This is a genomic window from Pseudomonas sp. BT76 TE3572, from assembly GCF_050435365.1.
Classification (GTDB): Bacteria; Pseudomonadota; Gammaproteobacteria; order Pseudomonadales; family Pseudomonadaceae; genus Aquipseudomonas; species Aquipseudomonas fluorescens_W.
The window spans coordinates 1,786,545-1,799,669 of record NZ_JBNDKE010000001.1; the positions used below are offsets into that span (position 1 = coordinate 1,786,545).

The following is a 13,125-nucleotide window of genomic DNA, read 5'->3' on the forward strand; positions in this document are numbered from 1 at the left end:
GCGCATGTCTTTACGACATGCGGTATGTTTTTTCGGTTTTGAGGGCGCTCAAATCAGGCTGCGGAGAAGAAATAGCGCGTCAGGTGAAAGAAGATCGGCGCTGCGAAGCAAATCGAGTCCATCCGGTCGAGCATGCCGCCGTGACCTTTGATCATGGTGCCCCAGTCCTTGGCGCTCAAACTGCGTTTGATTGCCGACATGACCAGACCACCGAGGAAGCCCATCACCACGATGACGAACGACATCATCAGTGACTGCCAGAAACTGAAGGGGGTCATCCAGAACATGCAGCCGCCAATCAGCGTTGCAGACAGGCCGCCACCGACCAGCCCTTCCACCGTTTTTGACGGACTCACCAGCGGCGCGACCTTGTGTTTGCCGAAGAGCTTGCCGAACACGTACTGCAACACGTCACTCAACTGAACAACGAACACCAGATAGAACAGCAGCAGCGCGTTTTGGCCCGCGAAACCTTCCAGATCCAGGAGCAAAAGCGCCGGTGCATGGCTGATGCAATAAATGCAGATCATCACGCCCCACTGGATCTTCGCCGTCCTTTCCAGGAAGCCGTCAGTGTCCTGACTCAACACCGCAATCGCCGGCAACAGCAGGAATGAATACACCGGAATCAGCAGCGTAAACATCGAATACCAGTGCGTACCGATCAGAATGTATTGCAGCGGGATCAGGATGAAGAACGCCGAAAACAGGGCGTTATGGTCACCCCGTCTGGTCGGTGTCAGGGTGATGAACTCCCTGAGCGCGAACAGTGAGATAAAACCGAACAGGACGACCGTTGCATTACCGCCCAGCAGGTAGGAAACGAAGAAGATGATGACCATCCCCCACCAGGCATTCACGCGCTGATTGAGGTTTTCGATGGTCGAGACAGCGCCTTCCGTTTTGGCCCGCCGGGCCAGCAATCGACCGGCCAGCGAAGCAATCGCCAGCAAGCATGCCAATCCAAAAAAGAACCACAAAAACTTGGCTTCAAGACTCATTTCGACAGCCCCACGATGGCGTTACGCGCGCGTTCCAGAAACACCTGTTTGTCCTCGCCAACAATCCTTTCCATCGGATTGCCGATACGGATCGTGCAGATGATCGGCAGAGGGACGTGTTTGCCTTTAGGCATGGAGCGATGCAGGTTTTCCAGGTAGATCGGCACCAGGTCGACATCGGGGAAGGTCTCGGCCAGCCGGAAAAGACCTGATTTGAATTCCCCGGGCAGTGCCTCGGATGAGCGAGTGCCTTCCGGGAAGAAGATGATCGAATGACCCGCTTGCACCACATCGAAAATGGGCTCCAGCGCGTTTTTACCGGGCGCCGGTTTACGGTCAATCAGCACGGCATTCAGGCCTTTCTGGGAGATGTACGACAGAAACCGGTTCTTTCCCCAGTAATCGGCAGCGGCGATCGGCTTCACATTTAACCTGGCCTCAGGCGGCAGGGCCGCAATGATGGCCAAGGTGTCCATGTGACTGGTGTGGTTGGCGAAATAGATTCGCTGTCGCGAGAGATCCGGTGGGCTCTCCCACCTGGCCGTGACGCCAATCAGCAGTCGAAGAACGGAAATCAGCGCATTACTGATCCACATGGTCGGTCCCCTTCAACTGCTTGGCGATCGCCAGCGTTCGCGTAACGCAGGTTGCGACTGAGCCAATGGCGATGACAGCCAGCGCGATCAACAGCACGTAGTGAGTGCCATAAACGCTGGCTTCGACGGCATTCAGCAGCAGTGCTGCGGTCATCACGGCCATTCGATGCTGCTTGGCCATTGGGCCGATGAAGGTCTGCTTGAGGCCAATCGAGCCGCCGAACACCCTGACATATGCCGTCAGTGCAGCGGCCAGGGCAGCGAACCATCCGAGGTCGGATTGCCCAATGGCATACCCCAACCCTACGATCAGCAGGCTGTCGGCTATCCGGTCGGGGAATTCGTTGTAGAGACTGCCGATGTCGGACTTCTTGCCGCCCTCTATCGCCACCATCCCATCGAAGAGATTGCACAGCAGGCGCAACTGGATGCCGATCGCGCAGCAGATCGATCCAATGACCCCGCTATCAATATTGAGCGCGACGACGCCGGCAAACGCGAAGGCGATGCTGGCGACGGATATCTGATTGGGGGAAATGTCTCTTTTCACCAGAATGTCGGTGATGCGTTTTGCCCAGCCCGCAGAGCGCGTCTTGATGGGCCTTCTGTTGTCATCCACTGGCCAATATCCCTATAAATGATGAGTTACTACGTGTTGCAGTGTAATGGTGAGTCGCGCTGACTACATCCAGCAATATGAAGGCTTCGTTTTTTTCTTGGGCGCATGCTAGGTTGTACGATGACCGATAAGTGATATTTTCACTTTCGCTCCGACAACCCACAACAACAAGGAAACACCGATGAAAAAAGTGAAACTGCTGATTGGATTCTTGTGCCTCTTCAGTGGCTACGTAGCCGCCGCTCCTGCTTCCGTGGACAAGGATGTTGCGCAAGCCGTCGATCATCTGACGCAAGCCATGTTGCACAAGAACATAGCCGATCTGAAGGCGCTGACCGCCGAGAACCTGACCTACGGGCATTCCAGCGGGAAGATCCAGGACAAGAAAGCCTTCATCGACGATATCGAAACCGGTAAAAGCGCGTTCAAAACCCTGGAGATGCAGAACCAGACCATCACCGTGTCGGGTGACGTTGCGTTGGTCCGACATCACTTCTCGGCACAAGCGCTGAAGGGCACCGAAGTGGTTCCGACCGAAATCGAGAACTTCCAGATCTGGCAAAAACAGAAAGGCCACTGGTTGCTGGTAGGCCGACAAGCGTTCAAGTTCTGATTGTTGCGTAACTGAGGGGGCGCCCGTCAGCCAGGCGGCTGGTGTCCCCTACTCTCCCCCCCTTTATCTACCGTTGATCCGCGAGTTTGGCTTGAATCCTATAAAAACATATTTGTATGCTTAAATTGATATTGTCGAACAATCCCATCACCAGAGGGTGCCGTCATGAATATCAAAGTCCTGGCTTTAATGCTGTTGGCGTTCTGTGCTCAACCGGCCTGGAGTCAGAATCCCCCCGCCGCTCCCGCCTCCGCCGACAGCGCCGCGCTGACCACACGCCTGGCCTTGCGCGACCTGTGGGTCGAGCATATTTTCTGGATCAGAAACTACGCGATCGCCAACCAGGCAGCGGACAAACAGCAAGCCAAAGTCGCCGCTGACCAGGTCGTCGACAACGCAACCAAAATCGCCAACAGCATCGCTCCGCTCTACGGCCAGCCCGCAGCCGATCAACTGCTCAAGCTGCTTGCCGGTCACTGGGGCGCGGTGAAACACTACAGCGACGCCACGGTCGCCAAAGACACGAAAGGCAAGCAGGCAGCCGTCACGGAGTTGACCAGCAATGCCAAGGCGATTGCGGCGTTTCTGGCCAAAGCCAACCCCAACCTCCCTGAAAACACGCTGGTTGCGATGCTGTCAGCCCACGGCGGCCACCACGTCGCCCAGGTCGATGAACTCGCCGCGCACGACTATGCAGGCGAAGCACGCACCTGGCAGATGATGCGCACCCATATCGTGTCGCTGGCTGACGCGTTGACGGCCGCACTGGTCAAGAAGTTCCCGGACAAGTTCTGATACCGCGCGAGGGCAAACCATGCTGGAAGGACTGGGCCGTACACAGCAGGACCTGCTCAATGCGTTGCTGCACCATGCGGGCGGCATGAGCATTGACGAGTTGGCTGACCATCTTTCGGTGACACGCACCGCGGTTCGCCAGCACCTGGCGGCGCTGGAGCGTGACGCCTTGGTGCTGCGCGGCGAAACCCGGCCGACGGGCCGACGTCCGGAGCAGCTATATCGGCTCACCGACCATGCGCGGGAGCAGTTCCCTCGCCAATACCAGATGCTCGCCAGCGTGCTGATCGAGGAAGTGGCCGACATCATCGGCCACGACGCCCTGGCTTCGCTGATGCGCAGCATGGGCCGTAAACTGGCCCAGGACCGCGAACCCCAGGTGGTTGACGAAGCCAGGATCGTGCAGCACATGAACCAGGCGGGATACGAAGCAGAAGTGTTTTTTCGCTCGTCCGATGACAAGGAAATCGTCGCGCACAACTGCGTCTTCCATCGCCTGGCCGCGGCCCACCCGGTGGTCTGCGAACTGGACCTGGCCTTGATCGGAGCGTTAGGCGGTGGTGAAGTCGATCACACAGAGTGCATGGTGCGCGGCGGAAATGTCTGTCGATTCAAACTGCGACCCGTCGTAGAAAAGGCCAGCGAGCCTGATGTTTCACCCAACTCGCCAAACCCCACACCAGACCGCTAAAGTGGCGCAACCGACACCTGAGAAACGATGAACATGGACGCACTTCACCAAGGAAGTTGCCTGTACGGCGCAGTGAACTCTCTCGTGGCCGAGGACCGAGTGAACGCATTCAGCCAAAAAGCGAAAGCACATGAGGTACATTGATACCTGATCCCAAATTCACTGATGGGAGGGACCGTACTATGACGACGCGAACTGAAACTGCGATCCTGGCCGGTGGCTGCTTCTGGGGCATGCAGGATTTGCTGAGACGCTACCCCGGCGTAGTGTCCACGCGGGTGGGATACTCGGGCGGCGATGTGCCCAACGCGACTTACCGCAACCATGGCACGCACGCGGAAGCGATCGAGATCGTGTTCGATCCGGACCAGATCAGCTATCGCCAGATCCTCGAGTTTTTCTTCCAGATCCACGACCCGACGACGAAAAATCGTCAGGGCAACGATGTGGGTATGAGCTATCGCTCGGCACTCTTCTATCTCAACGATGAACAGAAGCAGGTGGCCGAGGACACCGTGGCCGACGCTGATGCATCCGGCTTGTGGCCCGACAAAGTTGTCACTGAAATCGTGCCCGCAGGCCCGTTCTGGGAGGCAGAGCCGGAACATCAGGACTACCTCGAACACTATCCCAACGGCTACACCTGCCATTTCATTCGGCCAAACTGGAAACTGCCTAAACAAGGGTGATGGTGCGGCGAAATCCGGGCGAACACTCGACAGGCTCCAGCGATCCCGCCCGGCGCAATTTCCCGCGACTACAACCCCGCGCATTTCGATGCGCGTTTCGCCGAGGCCCGCGGCGTCAGGCATGACGTTCCACTTCAAGAAGCCCGTGTATGCCGGCGACACCATCACCTGCCATTGGGTGATCACGGACATCGATGAAAAAGGCCGCGCCACGGCGGCGATCACGATGAGCAACCAGGACGACATCATCGTGATGGAAGCACAAACCAGCGGCGTCGTGCCGGGTGTGAAGGAGCGAGAAATCCTGACGCAGATGCTGCAAGAAGGTGATCCCACAAACGGTGTAACGGCCCCTCGCGAATAACGGCTGAACACGTATCAGTGAAGCATCGGATAGGCCGAAGATTTGTATCGTTCTGTATGTTCGCTGGAGATCTTACACAGCGTTACACAACCGCCGGATCAGGACACATACGCAGTACATGAAGGTGAAAAAGTGGGCGGCGTCGAACACCTGGCGTTCTCCGATGAACCCAGGCTAAAGAGCCCAACACCCCAGCAGGAGCCACCTCATGATCAATGAAATCGATACCGTGCTTTACACCGGCAAGACCCACACGACCGGAGGCCGTAACGGCGAGGCGCGAAGCGACGATGGACGTTTGGAAATCAAGCTTTCCGCGCCAGGTTCGTCAGGGAGCGGCACCAATCCCGAACAGCTGCTGGCGGCGGGTTGGTCGGCCTGTTTCATCGGTGCAATGGGTAAGGCGGCTGTCGCGTTGAAGGTGACTCTGCCGAGCGACGTCGCCGTCGATGCCGAAGTGGACCTGGGCAAGACCGAAGACGCCTTCTTCCTCCAGGCGCGCCTCAATGTCAGTCTTCCGGGCCTGGACCCTGCTGTCGCACGGGCGGTGGTGGATGGCGCCCACCAGCGGTGCCCGTACTCCAAGGCGACCCGTGGCAACATCGACGTCACGATCAATCTGGTTTAACCAAAGCACCCCGCGCAGCCTGCCTTCCCGGCAGGCTGCGCTCGGTCAATCATCCTCATGCAACTTGATACCGCGTGCGTGAAGCAGGTGCGGAACCACCAGCACCAGCAGCGTCAGTGCGAGGAACGCGGCCGATATCGGTTGCGTGACAAACACCAGCCAGTCTCCCTCGCTGATGGACAACGCATTACGCAGCTGCTTTTCAGCCATGGGCCCCAGCAGCATGCCGACGATTACGGGGGCGACGGGGAAATCGAAACGACGCATCAGCACCCCGCCCCAACCAATCCCCAACATCAGCAACAGGTCGAAGGAAGAGTGACGCATGCCGTACACGCCGATGGTGGCAAACACCAGAATGCCGGCGTTCAGGTACGGCCGGGGAATCTGCAGGAGTTTGACCCACAGCCCCACCAACGGGAGGTTCAACACCAGCAGAATCACGTTGCCGACATACAGCGAGGCCACCAGGGTCCAGACCAGTTCCCCCGACGTCTGGAAGAGCATCGGCCCCGGCTGCAGGTTGTAGTTCTGGAACGCGGCCAACAGAATCGCCGCGGTGGCGGACGTCGGAATACCGAGCGTCAGCAGTGGCACCAAAGAACCCGTCGCGCTCGCGTTGTTGGCCGCCTCGGGACCGGCAACCCCCTCGATCGCTCCTTCGCCCTTGCTGCCCGCAAACTCTTTCGGGTACTTGCTCAATTTGCGTTCCGCCGAATAGGACAGGAACGTCGGAATTTCAGCACCACCGGCTGGAATCGAGCCGAATGGAAAACCGATCAACGTGCCCCGTAGCCAGGCGGGGACCGAGCGTTTCCAGTCAGCGCGCGTCATCCACAACGAGGTCAAGCGGTGCCGACCGGACGCTTCTTCTTTTTGATACAGCAGGCTGTACAAGGCCTCACCTACGGCAAACAAACCGACCGCGACGAGCACGACTTCGATGCCATCAACCAACTCCGGCACCGCCAAGGTGTAGCGGGCAATGCCCGAGGTCGAGTCCAGGCCGATCAAGCCGATGGTCAGTCCAATCCCGAGCGAGGCAAAACCGCGCAGCATTGAAGCCCCGAGTACCGCAGACACCGTCGTGAAGGACAGCACCAGAATCGCGAAATACTCCGCAGGACCAAACTTGAGCGCCAGCGTGGCAACAATCGGGGCAAACAACGTCAGCAACACCGTCGCGATGGTGCCGGCAACAAATGAGCCTATTGCGGCCGTTGCCAGGGCCGGTCCTGCCCGGCCGTTACGCGCCATGAGATTGCCTTCCAGGGCCGTGACCATGGAGGAGGATTCACCGGGCGTATTGAGCAGGATGGAAGTGGTCGAGCCGCCGAACTGCGCGCCGTAATAGATCCCGGCGAACATGATCAAGGCGCCCGTAGGATCGACCTTGGCGGTGATCGGCAGCAGCAGCGCAACGGTCAGCGCCGGCCCAATACCCGGCAAGACACCAATGGCGGTGCCGAGCAAACAGCCGATAAAGCCCCACATCAAATTGATCGGTGTCAGCGCAGCGGAAAAACCAATGGCCAGGTTTGCGAGAGTTTCCACCTTGTTTACCTCCTTCGGCCCGGTCAGATCCAGGCATTGACAAGGGGCGGCAGGGAAACCCCTAGCCCGGCGTTGAACAGCCAGTAAATCGGCAGCGTCAAGGCAATGCCGATAGCGAAGTCCTTCACTGGCCGACGACTGCCAAACCCTCGCGCCGAACAGGCAAACAGCAGCCCGGCGGCCAATACGAAGCCGATGAGGTTAATCAGCACGGCTACCCCCACAAGCCCCGCCGTCACCCAGGCTGCGCCGGCTTTGCCGCCGGGCAGCGCTTGGGCAGCTTCGTCGCTGTGGTCTGCCAACTCGCGAAATCCACCGGTGATGGCCTGATAACACAGCAATAGACCGACGACGCCCAGGAACACTGCAACGGCGTACGGGTAGACGTGGGCTCCCAGGATGACGAAGCCCATCTCAGGCGGAAACCGGAATGCGCCCACCGCCAACACGGCGCTGATGGCAATCACTCCGATGCCGATCGCCAGTTGCACCGGCACGATTGCGCGAGACTCAGTCATTGCGAAACCAGCCCGACCTCGACCAGCATCGCACGCAGCCGCACATGCTCGTCGTCGACAAATTTGCCGAACTCATCGCCGGTCAGGACGTTGGGTGACCATTTGTTGGTGTCGATATTGTCTTTCCAGACTTTGCTGTTGGTGGCGGCCACGACAGCGTCGATCACTTCTTTGCGCTGCTCGGGCGTGAGGTTCGCGGCACCGTAAACACCCCGCCAATTGCCGATGGTCACGTCGTAGCCTTTCTCCTTGAGGGTCGGTGCATCGATGCCTTCAATGCGTTCCGGCGCGCCGATGGCGAGTACTCGGAACTGGCCGTTCCTGATGTATTGACCAAGCTCGGCATAACCACCGGTGATCACCTTGATTTGCCCGCCCAATGCCTGGGCAACGACTTCACCCCCGCCCGCGAAGGCAACGTAATTCACCTTGTTGACCGGGACACCCATTTTCGCGGCCAATTCGGCAATGCCGATGTGATCGATCGACCCCTTGGAACCACCGCCCCAGGAGATGCTGGTCGGCTTGTCTTTGAAGACTTTCAGCAAGTCCTCCAGGGTTTGGAATTCAGACTCCTTGCGAACGGCAATCACGTTGTATTCAGTAAACAGCCGGGCAATCGGCGTCACGTCCTTCAAGGTGATCTGCGGTTTGTTCTGTTCAATGGCAGTGACCATGATCGCGCCGACAACCAGCAGCGCATTCGGATCGCCCTTGGTGCTGTTGGCGAACTGCGCCAACCCCAACGTCCCCCCTGCTCCGCCCTTGTTCTCGAAGGTGGTGGATTTGGCCGTGTTGGCCTCGATCAAGGCTTTGCCCAGAACCCTGGCGGTCTGGTCATAACCGCCACCCACAGAACCCGGGGCCATGAACTTGACGGTGTCCAGCGCAAAGGCCGGAGTCGCGAGCGCAGCTGCGGTAACGGCCGTTGCGATGCAGCGGCTGAATCGACGGAACAAAGCGGACATAAGTGGTCTCCCGAGACTTTTGTTTTTATGGCACCCGTTGAACGTCGATCAGGAATAAACCCTGATCAATGAATATCCATCTCGGGATAAGCGTAGGCCATGGTTCGGGCGACGACATACAACGAAAAATCCCTTGAAGTAAGCCTGATGCCAATCAGTTAAGCCGCAATGCAATCTGTAGCAGCTGAAATTGCTTAACTGACTGGCATTAGGCATCGGTGCCCCCCTGGGATCATGCCGATGTTGTTATGTGTTGGTTTTCAGCTTGGTCCACAGGCGAGTGCTCAACCGTGCGATGGCCGCAGGCAACTCCTCTACGGTAAACAACTTGTCCAGCACGCTTTTCGGCGGGTAAATCGCCAGGTCCTGCTTCACTACCGGAGTTACATATTCATCCGCCGCAAGGTTGGGGTTGGCGTAATGAATGCTGTTGCTGATGTTGGCAATAACCTGCGGGGTCAGCAGGCAATTCATGTAGGCGTAGCCATTCTTCTCGTGTGGCGCGCTCTTGGGCATGACCACCATGTCGAACCACAGCGTCGAGCCTTCGTCAGGGATCGAATAGGCGATGTCGATGCCGTTGTTGGCTTCCTTGGCGCTGGCGGCCGCCTGCACGATGTCGCCATTGAAACCGATCACCGCGCAGACATTGCCGTTCGCCAGGTCGCTGATGTACTTGGATGCGTGGAAATACTGGACGTAAGGCCTGATTTTGAGCAGCGCCTGCTCGGCTTTCTTGTAGTCCGCCGGCTCGTGGCTATGCGGTGGCAGCCCCAGGTAGTTCAGGGTGATCGGCAGGATCTGCGTAGGGTTATCGATAATCGCCACGCCGCACTGGCTCAGTTTCTTGATGTTGTTTTCATCAAAAAACAGATTCCAGGAATGGGTGACATCGGTGTTGCCGAAGATCGCCTTGATCTTCTCGACGTTGTAGCCGATACCCGCCGTGCCCCACATGTACGGATAACCGTATTGATTGCCCGGATCATTGACCTCGAGTTTTTTCATCAACGCCGGGTCAAGGTTTTTCCAGTTGGGCAGCTGGCTTTTATCGAGTTTCTGCACCGCCCCGGCTTTGATCAATCGGGACAGAAAATGGTTCGAAGGGCTCACCACGTCATAGCCGGTGTTGCCGGTCATCAGTTTGGATTCGAGCACTTCGTTGCTGTCGTGAATGTCGTACGTTGCCTTGATCCCCGTTTCCTTGGTGAAGGTGACCAAGGTGTCGTCGGCGATGTAGCCGTTCCAGTTTGAGATATTGACGACTTCGTCGGCGTAAGTGGCTGCCGACAACGTCGTCAGCACGACCATCAGGGAAATGTTTTTGACGCGCATGTTCAATCACCGTGTGTTTGATGAGTTTTTATTCTTTGATCGCCGGGTGTTCTAGATTTCTGTTTTGGCCCTGACCGCCTCCACGCGCATTCGAAGCATGGCACCGATATCGAGCAAGGGCCGCGGTGGCAGCCAGCCCGGCCGGGCTCTGCGCATCACTGATTCGAGGGTGGGCGAGCTGGCACCCGATGCCAGTTCGGCGAGCAAGCGTCCCCAAAGAGTGCCGCGTGCGACGCCCGAACCATTGCAGCCGGCCACCGCAAACACACCTTCGTCGACCTTGGCGAAATACGGTTGCCCGGTGCGTGAAGCGCTCAAGTGTCCGGTCCAGGTGTATTGAATGTCCTGTTCGTTCAAAAACGGGAAGCGTCGTTGCAAGCCGAGCACATGGTGTTGGCGACGGTGCAGCAGCTCACTGTTGGATAAATCCCGAGAACGGTATTCCGCTGTGTTGCGGATCATCACGCGGCGGTCCGGGGTCAGTCGAACCGTGGCGCCCAAGGGCCGGGTCGACAGCACGCCCCAAGGCTCAACCGCGCCGATGGAATTGAACTCGGCGTCGCTGAGCGGTCGTGTCAGGCTGGCACTGAGTTCCATCGGGAACGTCCCGCTGCCCTCTATCCCTGAGCGCGGGATGAACGCGTTCAAGCACACCAGCACTTGCCTGGCCTCGATGCTTCCGTCGGTGCCATTGGCGCGAATACGCCCTTTACCCGAACGCTCCAGGCCGGTGATATCGGTGTTCTCAAACAGGGTTACCGTGTCCGGCAGCATATCCAGCAGGCCCTTCACGTATTTCGCCGGTTGCAGCAGTGCGTTGCCATTGCCGCACCAGATCGCGGCCTGGTAATGCGCGGTGCCCAGTTGTTTGCTCAGCGGTTCACCTTCCAGAAAATGCGCAGAGGCGCCGACAGCGCGTAGCGTCGCCAGTTTGGCGGCGACATCGGTCAACTTGCCGGGATCGTTGACGGCGAAGAAGTAGCCCGACTCCCTGAATTCACATTCGATACCCAGACGAGCGATGCGTCGGCGCACTTCGTCACTGGCGGCGCGGGAAATCGAGGTATCGACTTCAAAACCGGCGAACCCCGGGTTGCCGATCAACTCATCCTTGGCCGGATGTTCGTGCCCCACCACGAAGCCCGAATTGCGCGCCGAAGCGCCCTGTGCGGCCCGTTGTCTGTCGACGATCACGATCCTCGCCTGAGGGTGCATTTCAGCGAGTGTGTGAGCGGCGCACAGCCCGGTGATACCGGCACCGACAATCAGCCAATCGGCTTTTTGCGCGCCTTTGAGAGCATCGCGAGCGGGAGAACTCCCCGCCTGCGCAATCCAGCCACATACATTGGTCATGCATCACCTCATCTGCCTGTCGTTCCGCAAGCACCGCACATGACGTCATCGCATGAGTATTTTCGGAGGGTGCTGGCTAGAGCTAGAATTTATAAGGCCTGTAGTGATACAACCAACGTTATAAAATCATCGAGCCATTCATAAAACGCATGGATAAAATCCACCACGTTCCTTCTCTCCAGGCCTTGCAGGCGCTGGTCGAGGTCGCAGGCTCGGGCAGCTTCACGCAAGCGGCGCAAAAGCTGTGCCTGACCCAAAGCGCAGTGAGCCGAAAAATCCAGCAGTTGGAGAGCCACTTCGACTTGCCGATGTTCGTGAGGAATAGCCGCAGTGTTCGACTGACACCGGAAGGCGAGCAGGTCCTTGCGACCGCCCGAAGTATCCTGGAGCAACTGAAAACCCTTGAAGATCGGCTGACACCGCAAAAACGACCCTTCCGCATTCGCATGCATGTGTCGTTGGCAGTTCGATGGTTGTTGCCAAAGTTGAGCGAGTTCTATCGAAGTCATCCGCAGGTTTCGCTGTCGATCGAAACCGTGGCCACGGAAGTGGTGGAGCCGGCCATCGACAGCGACGCCTACATCCTCTATCTGCCCGAGCCGTCCCGCGATCCTGACTGCCTGACGTTGTTCGAGGAGGCGCTGGTGCCGGTGTGCGCCCCGGGTCTGGGTAGCACCTCCCAGCCGTTGGAGTCGGTGGCCGATCTCGTGCGTTTCCCGCTGTTGCATCGCTCGGCGGACAAGCATGACTGGGTCCAGTGGCTGCACGCCAATGGCGGCCAGTCACTCGAGGACTACCGCCATATCCCCTTCAACCTCGACGAGTTGGCGCTCGATGCAGCGGCGCGAGGACTGGGGGTCGCCATGACTGACCTGACCCTGGCAGGCGAATCACTCGAACGAGGCGTGCTCGTCGTTCCGTTCGGCCACCCCTTGAAGACTCGCGGCATTTACGCTTTGAACCTGCAACCTACTGCCGCCGCTCATCCAGCCTGCTCGCTGATCATGCAGTGGTTTGCCCAACAGGCCGAACAGCCCGCAGGCGACGTTTGACCATCAGGGTTTAAACACTACGTTCCGCCTCCCACCCCTTGTGTCGCATTGGCAAAAGCAGCGTTCGCCTCTTGAACCAGCTTGCGCCATTCAACGCTGTTGATGAGTCCGGTGCGCTCCATCTCATCGGCAGCCCTGAGCAACTCGTCATATTGCTCTTCGGCATCCATCCGGATTTCAGGCGCTTTCAGGAGCTGATACCAGGCCGCCAGGGCTTCACTCTTTTGATCATCACTCATGCTGAAACTCCCAAAGACAGTCTTCGTTTGGCAGTTTTCTCATGGATGGCGTTCCTCGCTTCCGACATACGGCAGGCATAAAGACAAGCGCGCCGTGCATTACAACTTGT

At 58.2% G+C, this 13,125-nt stretch carries 15 protein-coding genes and 1 pseudogene; 7 read left to right on the plus strand and 9 right to left on the minus strand.

Annotation, left to right across the window (positions count from 1 at the left end; genetic code table 11):
* Window positions 1-53: 53 nt before the first annotated feature.
* Genes ABH912_RS08055 through ABH912_RS08065 form a run of 3 tightly spaced genes read right to left on the minus strand, consistent with a single transcriptional unit; the run spans window position 54 to window position 2,216 of the window.
* On the minus strand, window positions 54-1,001 hold the full coding sequence (locus ABH912_RS08055) for a phosphatidate cytidylyltransferase (protein ID WP_033056640.1): 948 nt from the start codon (window positions 999-1,001) through the stop codon (window positions 54-56).
* A complete protein-coding gene (locus ABH912_RS08060; protein ID WP_429510315.1) occupies window positions 998-1,597 on the minus strand; it encodes a lysophospholipid acyltransferase family protein in 600 nt (199 codons plus the stop codon). Before ABH912_RS08060 ends, ABH912_RS08055 begins: the two co-directional genes overlap by 4 nt.
* Window positions 1,584-2,216 carry a CDP-alcohol phosphatidyltransferase family protein gene (locus ABH912_RS08065; RefSeq protein ID WP_429510316.1) on the minus strand — a complete coding sequence of 211 codons (633 nt, stop codon included), beginning with the start codon at window positions 2,214-2,216 and terminating at the stop codon, window positions 1,584-1,586. The genes ABH912_RS08060 and ABH912_RS08065 overlap by 14 nt, the downstream gene beginning before the upstream one ends.
* Window positions 2,217-2,397: 181 nt before the next feature.
* On the opposite strand from ABH912_RS08065, the gene ABH912_RS08070 reads away from it, so the two are divergent.
* The 6 genes and pseudogenes from ABH912_RS08070 (at window position 2,398) to ABH912_RS08095 (ending at window position 5,996) form a co-directional block, all read left to right on the plus strand.
* Window positions 2,398-2,829, plus strand: coding sequence for a nuclear transport factor 2 family protein (locus tag ABH912_RS08070; protein WP_429510317.1), 432 nt, complete (start codon window positions 2,398-2,400; stop codon window positions 2,827-2,829).
* A 165-nt stretch (window positions 2,830-2,994) separates the two neighbouring features.
* Window positions 2,995-3,624, plus strand: coding sequence for a hypothetical protein (locus ABH912_RS08075; protein WP_429510318.1), 630 nt, complete (start codon window positions 2,995-2,997; stop codon window positions 3,622-3,624).
* Window positions 3,625-3,643: 19 nt separating this feature from the next.
* Window positions 3,644-4,315, plus strand: a complete 672-nt coding sequence (locus ABH912_RS08080; RefSeq protein WP_033056645.1) for a helix-turn-helix transcriptional regulator — start codon at window positions 3,644-3,646, stop codon at window positions 4,313-4,315.
* A gap of 182 nt (window positions 4,316-4,497) precedes the next feature.
* Window positions 4,498-5,004 carry a peptide-methionine (S)-S-oxide reductase MsrA gene (msrA, locus tag ABH912_RS08085; protein ID WP_429510319.1) on the plus strand — a complete coding sequence of 169 codons (507 nt, stop codon included), beginning with the start codon at window positions 4,498-4,500 and terminating at the stop codon, window positions 5,002-5,004.
* A gap of 57 nt (window positions 5,005-5,061) precedes the next feature.
* Window positions 5,062-5,368: pseudogene (locus ABH912_RS08090) on the plus strand (FAS1-like dehydratase domain-containing protein); the annotation flags it as partial.
* A 208-nt stretch (window positions 5,369-5,576) separates the two neighbouring features.
* Window positions 5,577-5,996, plus strand: coding sequence for an organic hydroperoxide resistance protein (locus ABH912_RS08095; RefSeq protein ID WP_429510320.1), 420 nt, complete (start codon window positions 5,577-5,579; stop codon window positions 5,994-5,996).
* 45 nt (window positions 5,997-6,041) lie between these two features.
* Here ABH912_RS08095 and ABH912_RS08100 read toward each other — a convergent pair whose 3' ends face one another.
* From ABH912_RS08100 to ABH912_RS08120, 5 genes are all read right to left on the minus strand, one after another.
* Window positions 6,042-7,550: a tripartite tricarboxylate transporter permease gene (locus tag ABH912_RS08100; protein WP_033056650.1), complete on the minus strand. Its 1,509-nt coding sequence runs from the start codon at window positions 7,548-7,550 to the stop codon at window positions 6,042-6,044.
* A 23-nt stretch (window positions 7,551-7,573) separates the two neighbouring features.
* Window positions 7,574-8,068 carry a tripartite tricarboxylate transporter TctB family protein gene (locus ABH912_RS08105; protein WP_033056651.1) on the minus strand — a complete coding sequence of 165 codons (495 nt, stop codon included), beginning with the start codon at window positions 8,066-8,068 and terminating at the stop codon, window positions 7,574-7,576.
* Window positions 8,065-9,036, minus strand: coding sequence for a tripartite tricarboxylate transporter substrate binding protein (locus ABH912_RS08110; protein WP_033056652.1), 972 nt, complete (start codon window positions 9,034-9,036; stop codon window positions 8,065-8,067). Before ABH912_RS08110 ends, ABH912_RS08105 begins: the two co-directional genes overlap by 4 nt.
* A gap of 246 nt (window positions 9,037-9,282) precedes the next feature.
* Window positions 9,283-10,371, minus strand: a complete 1,089-nt coding sequence (locus ABH912_RS08115) for a polyamine ABC transporter substrate-binding protein (RefSeq protein WP_429510321.1) — start codon at window positions 10,369-10,371, stop codon at window positions 9,283-9,285.
* Window positions 10,372-10,422: 51 nt separating this feature from the next.
* Window positions 10,423-11,724 carry an NAD(P)/FAD-dependent oxidoreductase gene (locus ABH912_RS08120; RefSeq protein ID WP_429510322.1) on the minus strand — a complete coding sequence of 434 codons (1,302 nt, stop codon included), beginning with the start codon at window positions 11,722-11,724 and terminating at the stop codon, window positions 10,423-10,425.
* A 149-nt stretch (window positions 11,725-11,873) separates the two neighbouring features.
* Here ABH912_RS08120 and ABH912_RS08125 point away from each other — a divergent pair, with 149 nt between their 5' ends.
* A complete protein-coding gene (locus ABH912_RS08125) occupies window positions 11,874-12,776 on the plus strand; it encodes a LysR substrate-binding domain-containing protein (protein WP_429510323.1) in 903 nt (300 codons plus the stop codon).
* Window positions 12,777-12,793: 17 nt separating this feature from the next.
* On the opposite strand, the gene ABH912_RS08130 is transcribed toward ABH912_RS08125, so the two are convergent.
* Window positions 12,794-13,015 carry a hypothetical protein gene (locus ABH912_RS08130; protein WP_033056726.1) on the minus strand — a complete coding sequence of 74 codons (222 nt, stop codon included), beginning with the start codon at window positions 13,013-13,015 and terminating at the stop codon, window positions 12,794-12,796.
* Window positions 13,016-13,125 lie beyond the last annotated feature (110 nt).

What these genes read in the sequence shown, in the direction of transcription:
- ABH912_RS08055 (WP_033056640.1), bottom strand. Translation starts at nt 1,001, where the DNA reads ATGAGTCTTGAAGCCAAGTTTTTGTGGTTCTTTTTTGGATTGGCATGC.
- ABH912_RS08060 (WP_429510315.1), bottom strand. Translation starts at nt 1,597, where the DNA reads ATGTGGATCAGTAATGCGCTGATTTCCGTTCTTCGACTGCTGATTGGC.
- ABH912_RS08070 (WP_429510317.1), top strand. Translation starts at nt 2,398, where the DNA reads ATGAAAAAAGTGAAACTGCTGATTGGATTCTTGTGCCTCTTCAGTGGC.
- ABH912_RS08075 (WP_429510318.1), top strand. Translation starts at nt 2,995, where the DNA reads ATGAATATCAAAGTCCTGGCTTTAATGCTGTTGGCGTTCTGTGCTCAA.
- ABH912_RS08080 (WP_033056645.1), top strand. Translation starts at nt 3,644, where the DNA reads ATGCTGGAAGGACTGGGCCGTACACAGCAGGACCTGCTCAATGCGTTG.
- msrA (WP_429510319.1), top strand. Translation starts at nt 4,498, where the DNA reads ATGACGACGCGAACTGAAACTGCGATCCTGGCCGGTGGCTGCTTCTGG.
- ABH912_RS08095 (WP_429510320.1), top strand. Translation starts at nt 5,577, where the DNA reads ATGATCAATGAAATCGATACCGTGCTTTACACCGGCAAGACCCACACG.
- ABH912_RS08105 (WP_033056651.1), bottom strand. Translation starts at nt 8,068, where the DNA reads ATGACTGAGTCTCGCGCAATCGTGCCGGTGCAACTGGCGATCGGCATC.
- ABH912_RS08110 (WP_033056652.1), bottom strand. Translation starts at nt 9,036, where the DNA reads ATGTCCGCTTTGTTCCGTCGATTCAGCCGCTGCATCGCAACGGCCGTT.
- ABH912_RS08115 (WP_429510321.1), bottom strand. Translation starts at nt 10,371, where the DNA reads ATGCGCGTCAAAAACATTTCCCTGATGGTCGTGCTGACGACGTTGTCG.
- ABH912_RS08120 (WP_429510322.1), bottom strand. Translation starts at nt 11,724, where the DNA reads ATGACCAATGTATGTGGCTGGATTGCGCAGGCGGGGAGTTCTCCCGCT.
- ABH912_RS08125 (WP_429510323.1), top strand. Translation starts at nt 11,874, where the DNA reads ATGGATAAAATCCACCACGTTCCTTCTCTCCAGGCCTTGCAGGCGCTG.
- ABH912_RS08130 (WP_033056726.1), bottom strand. Translation starts at nt 13,015, where the DNA reads ATGAGTGATGATCAAAAGAGTGAAGCCCTGGCGGCCTGGTATCAGCTC.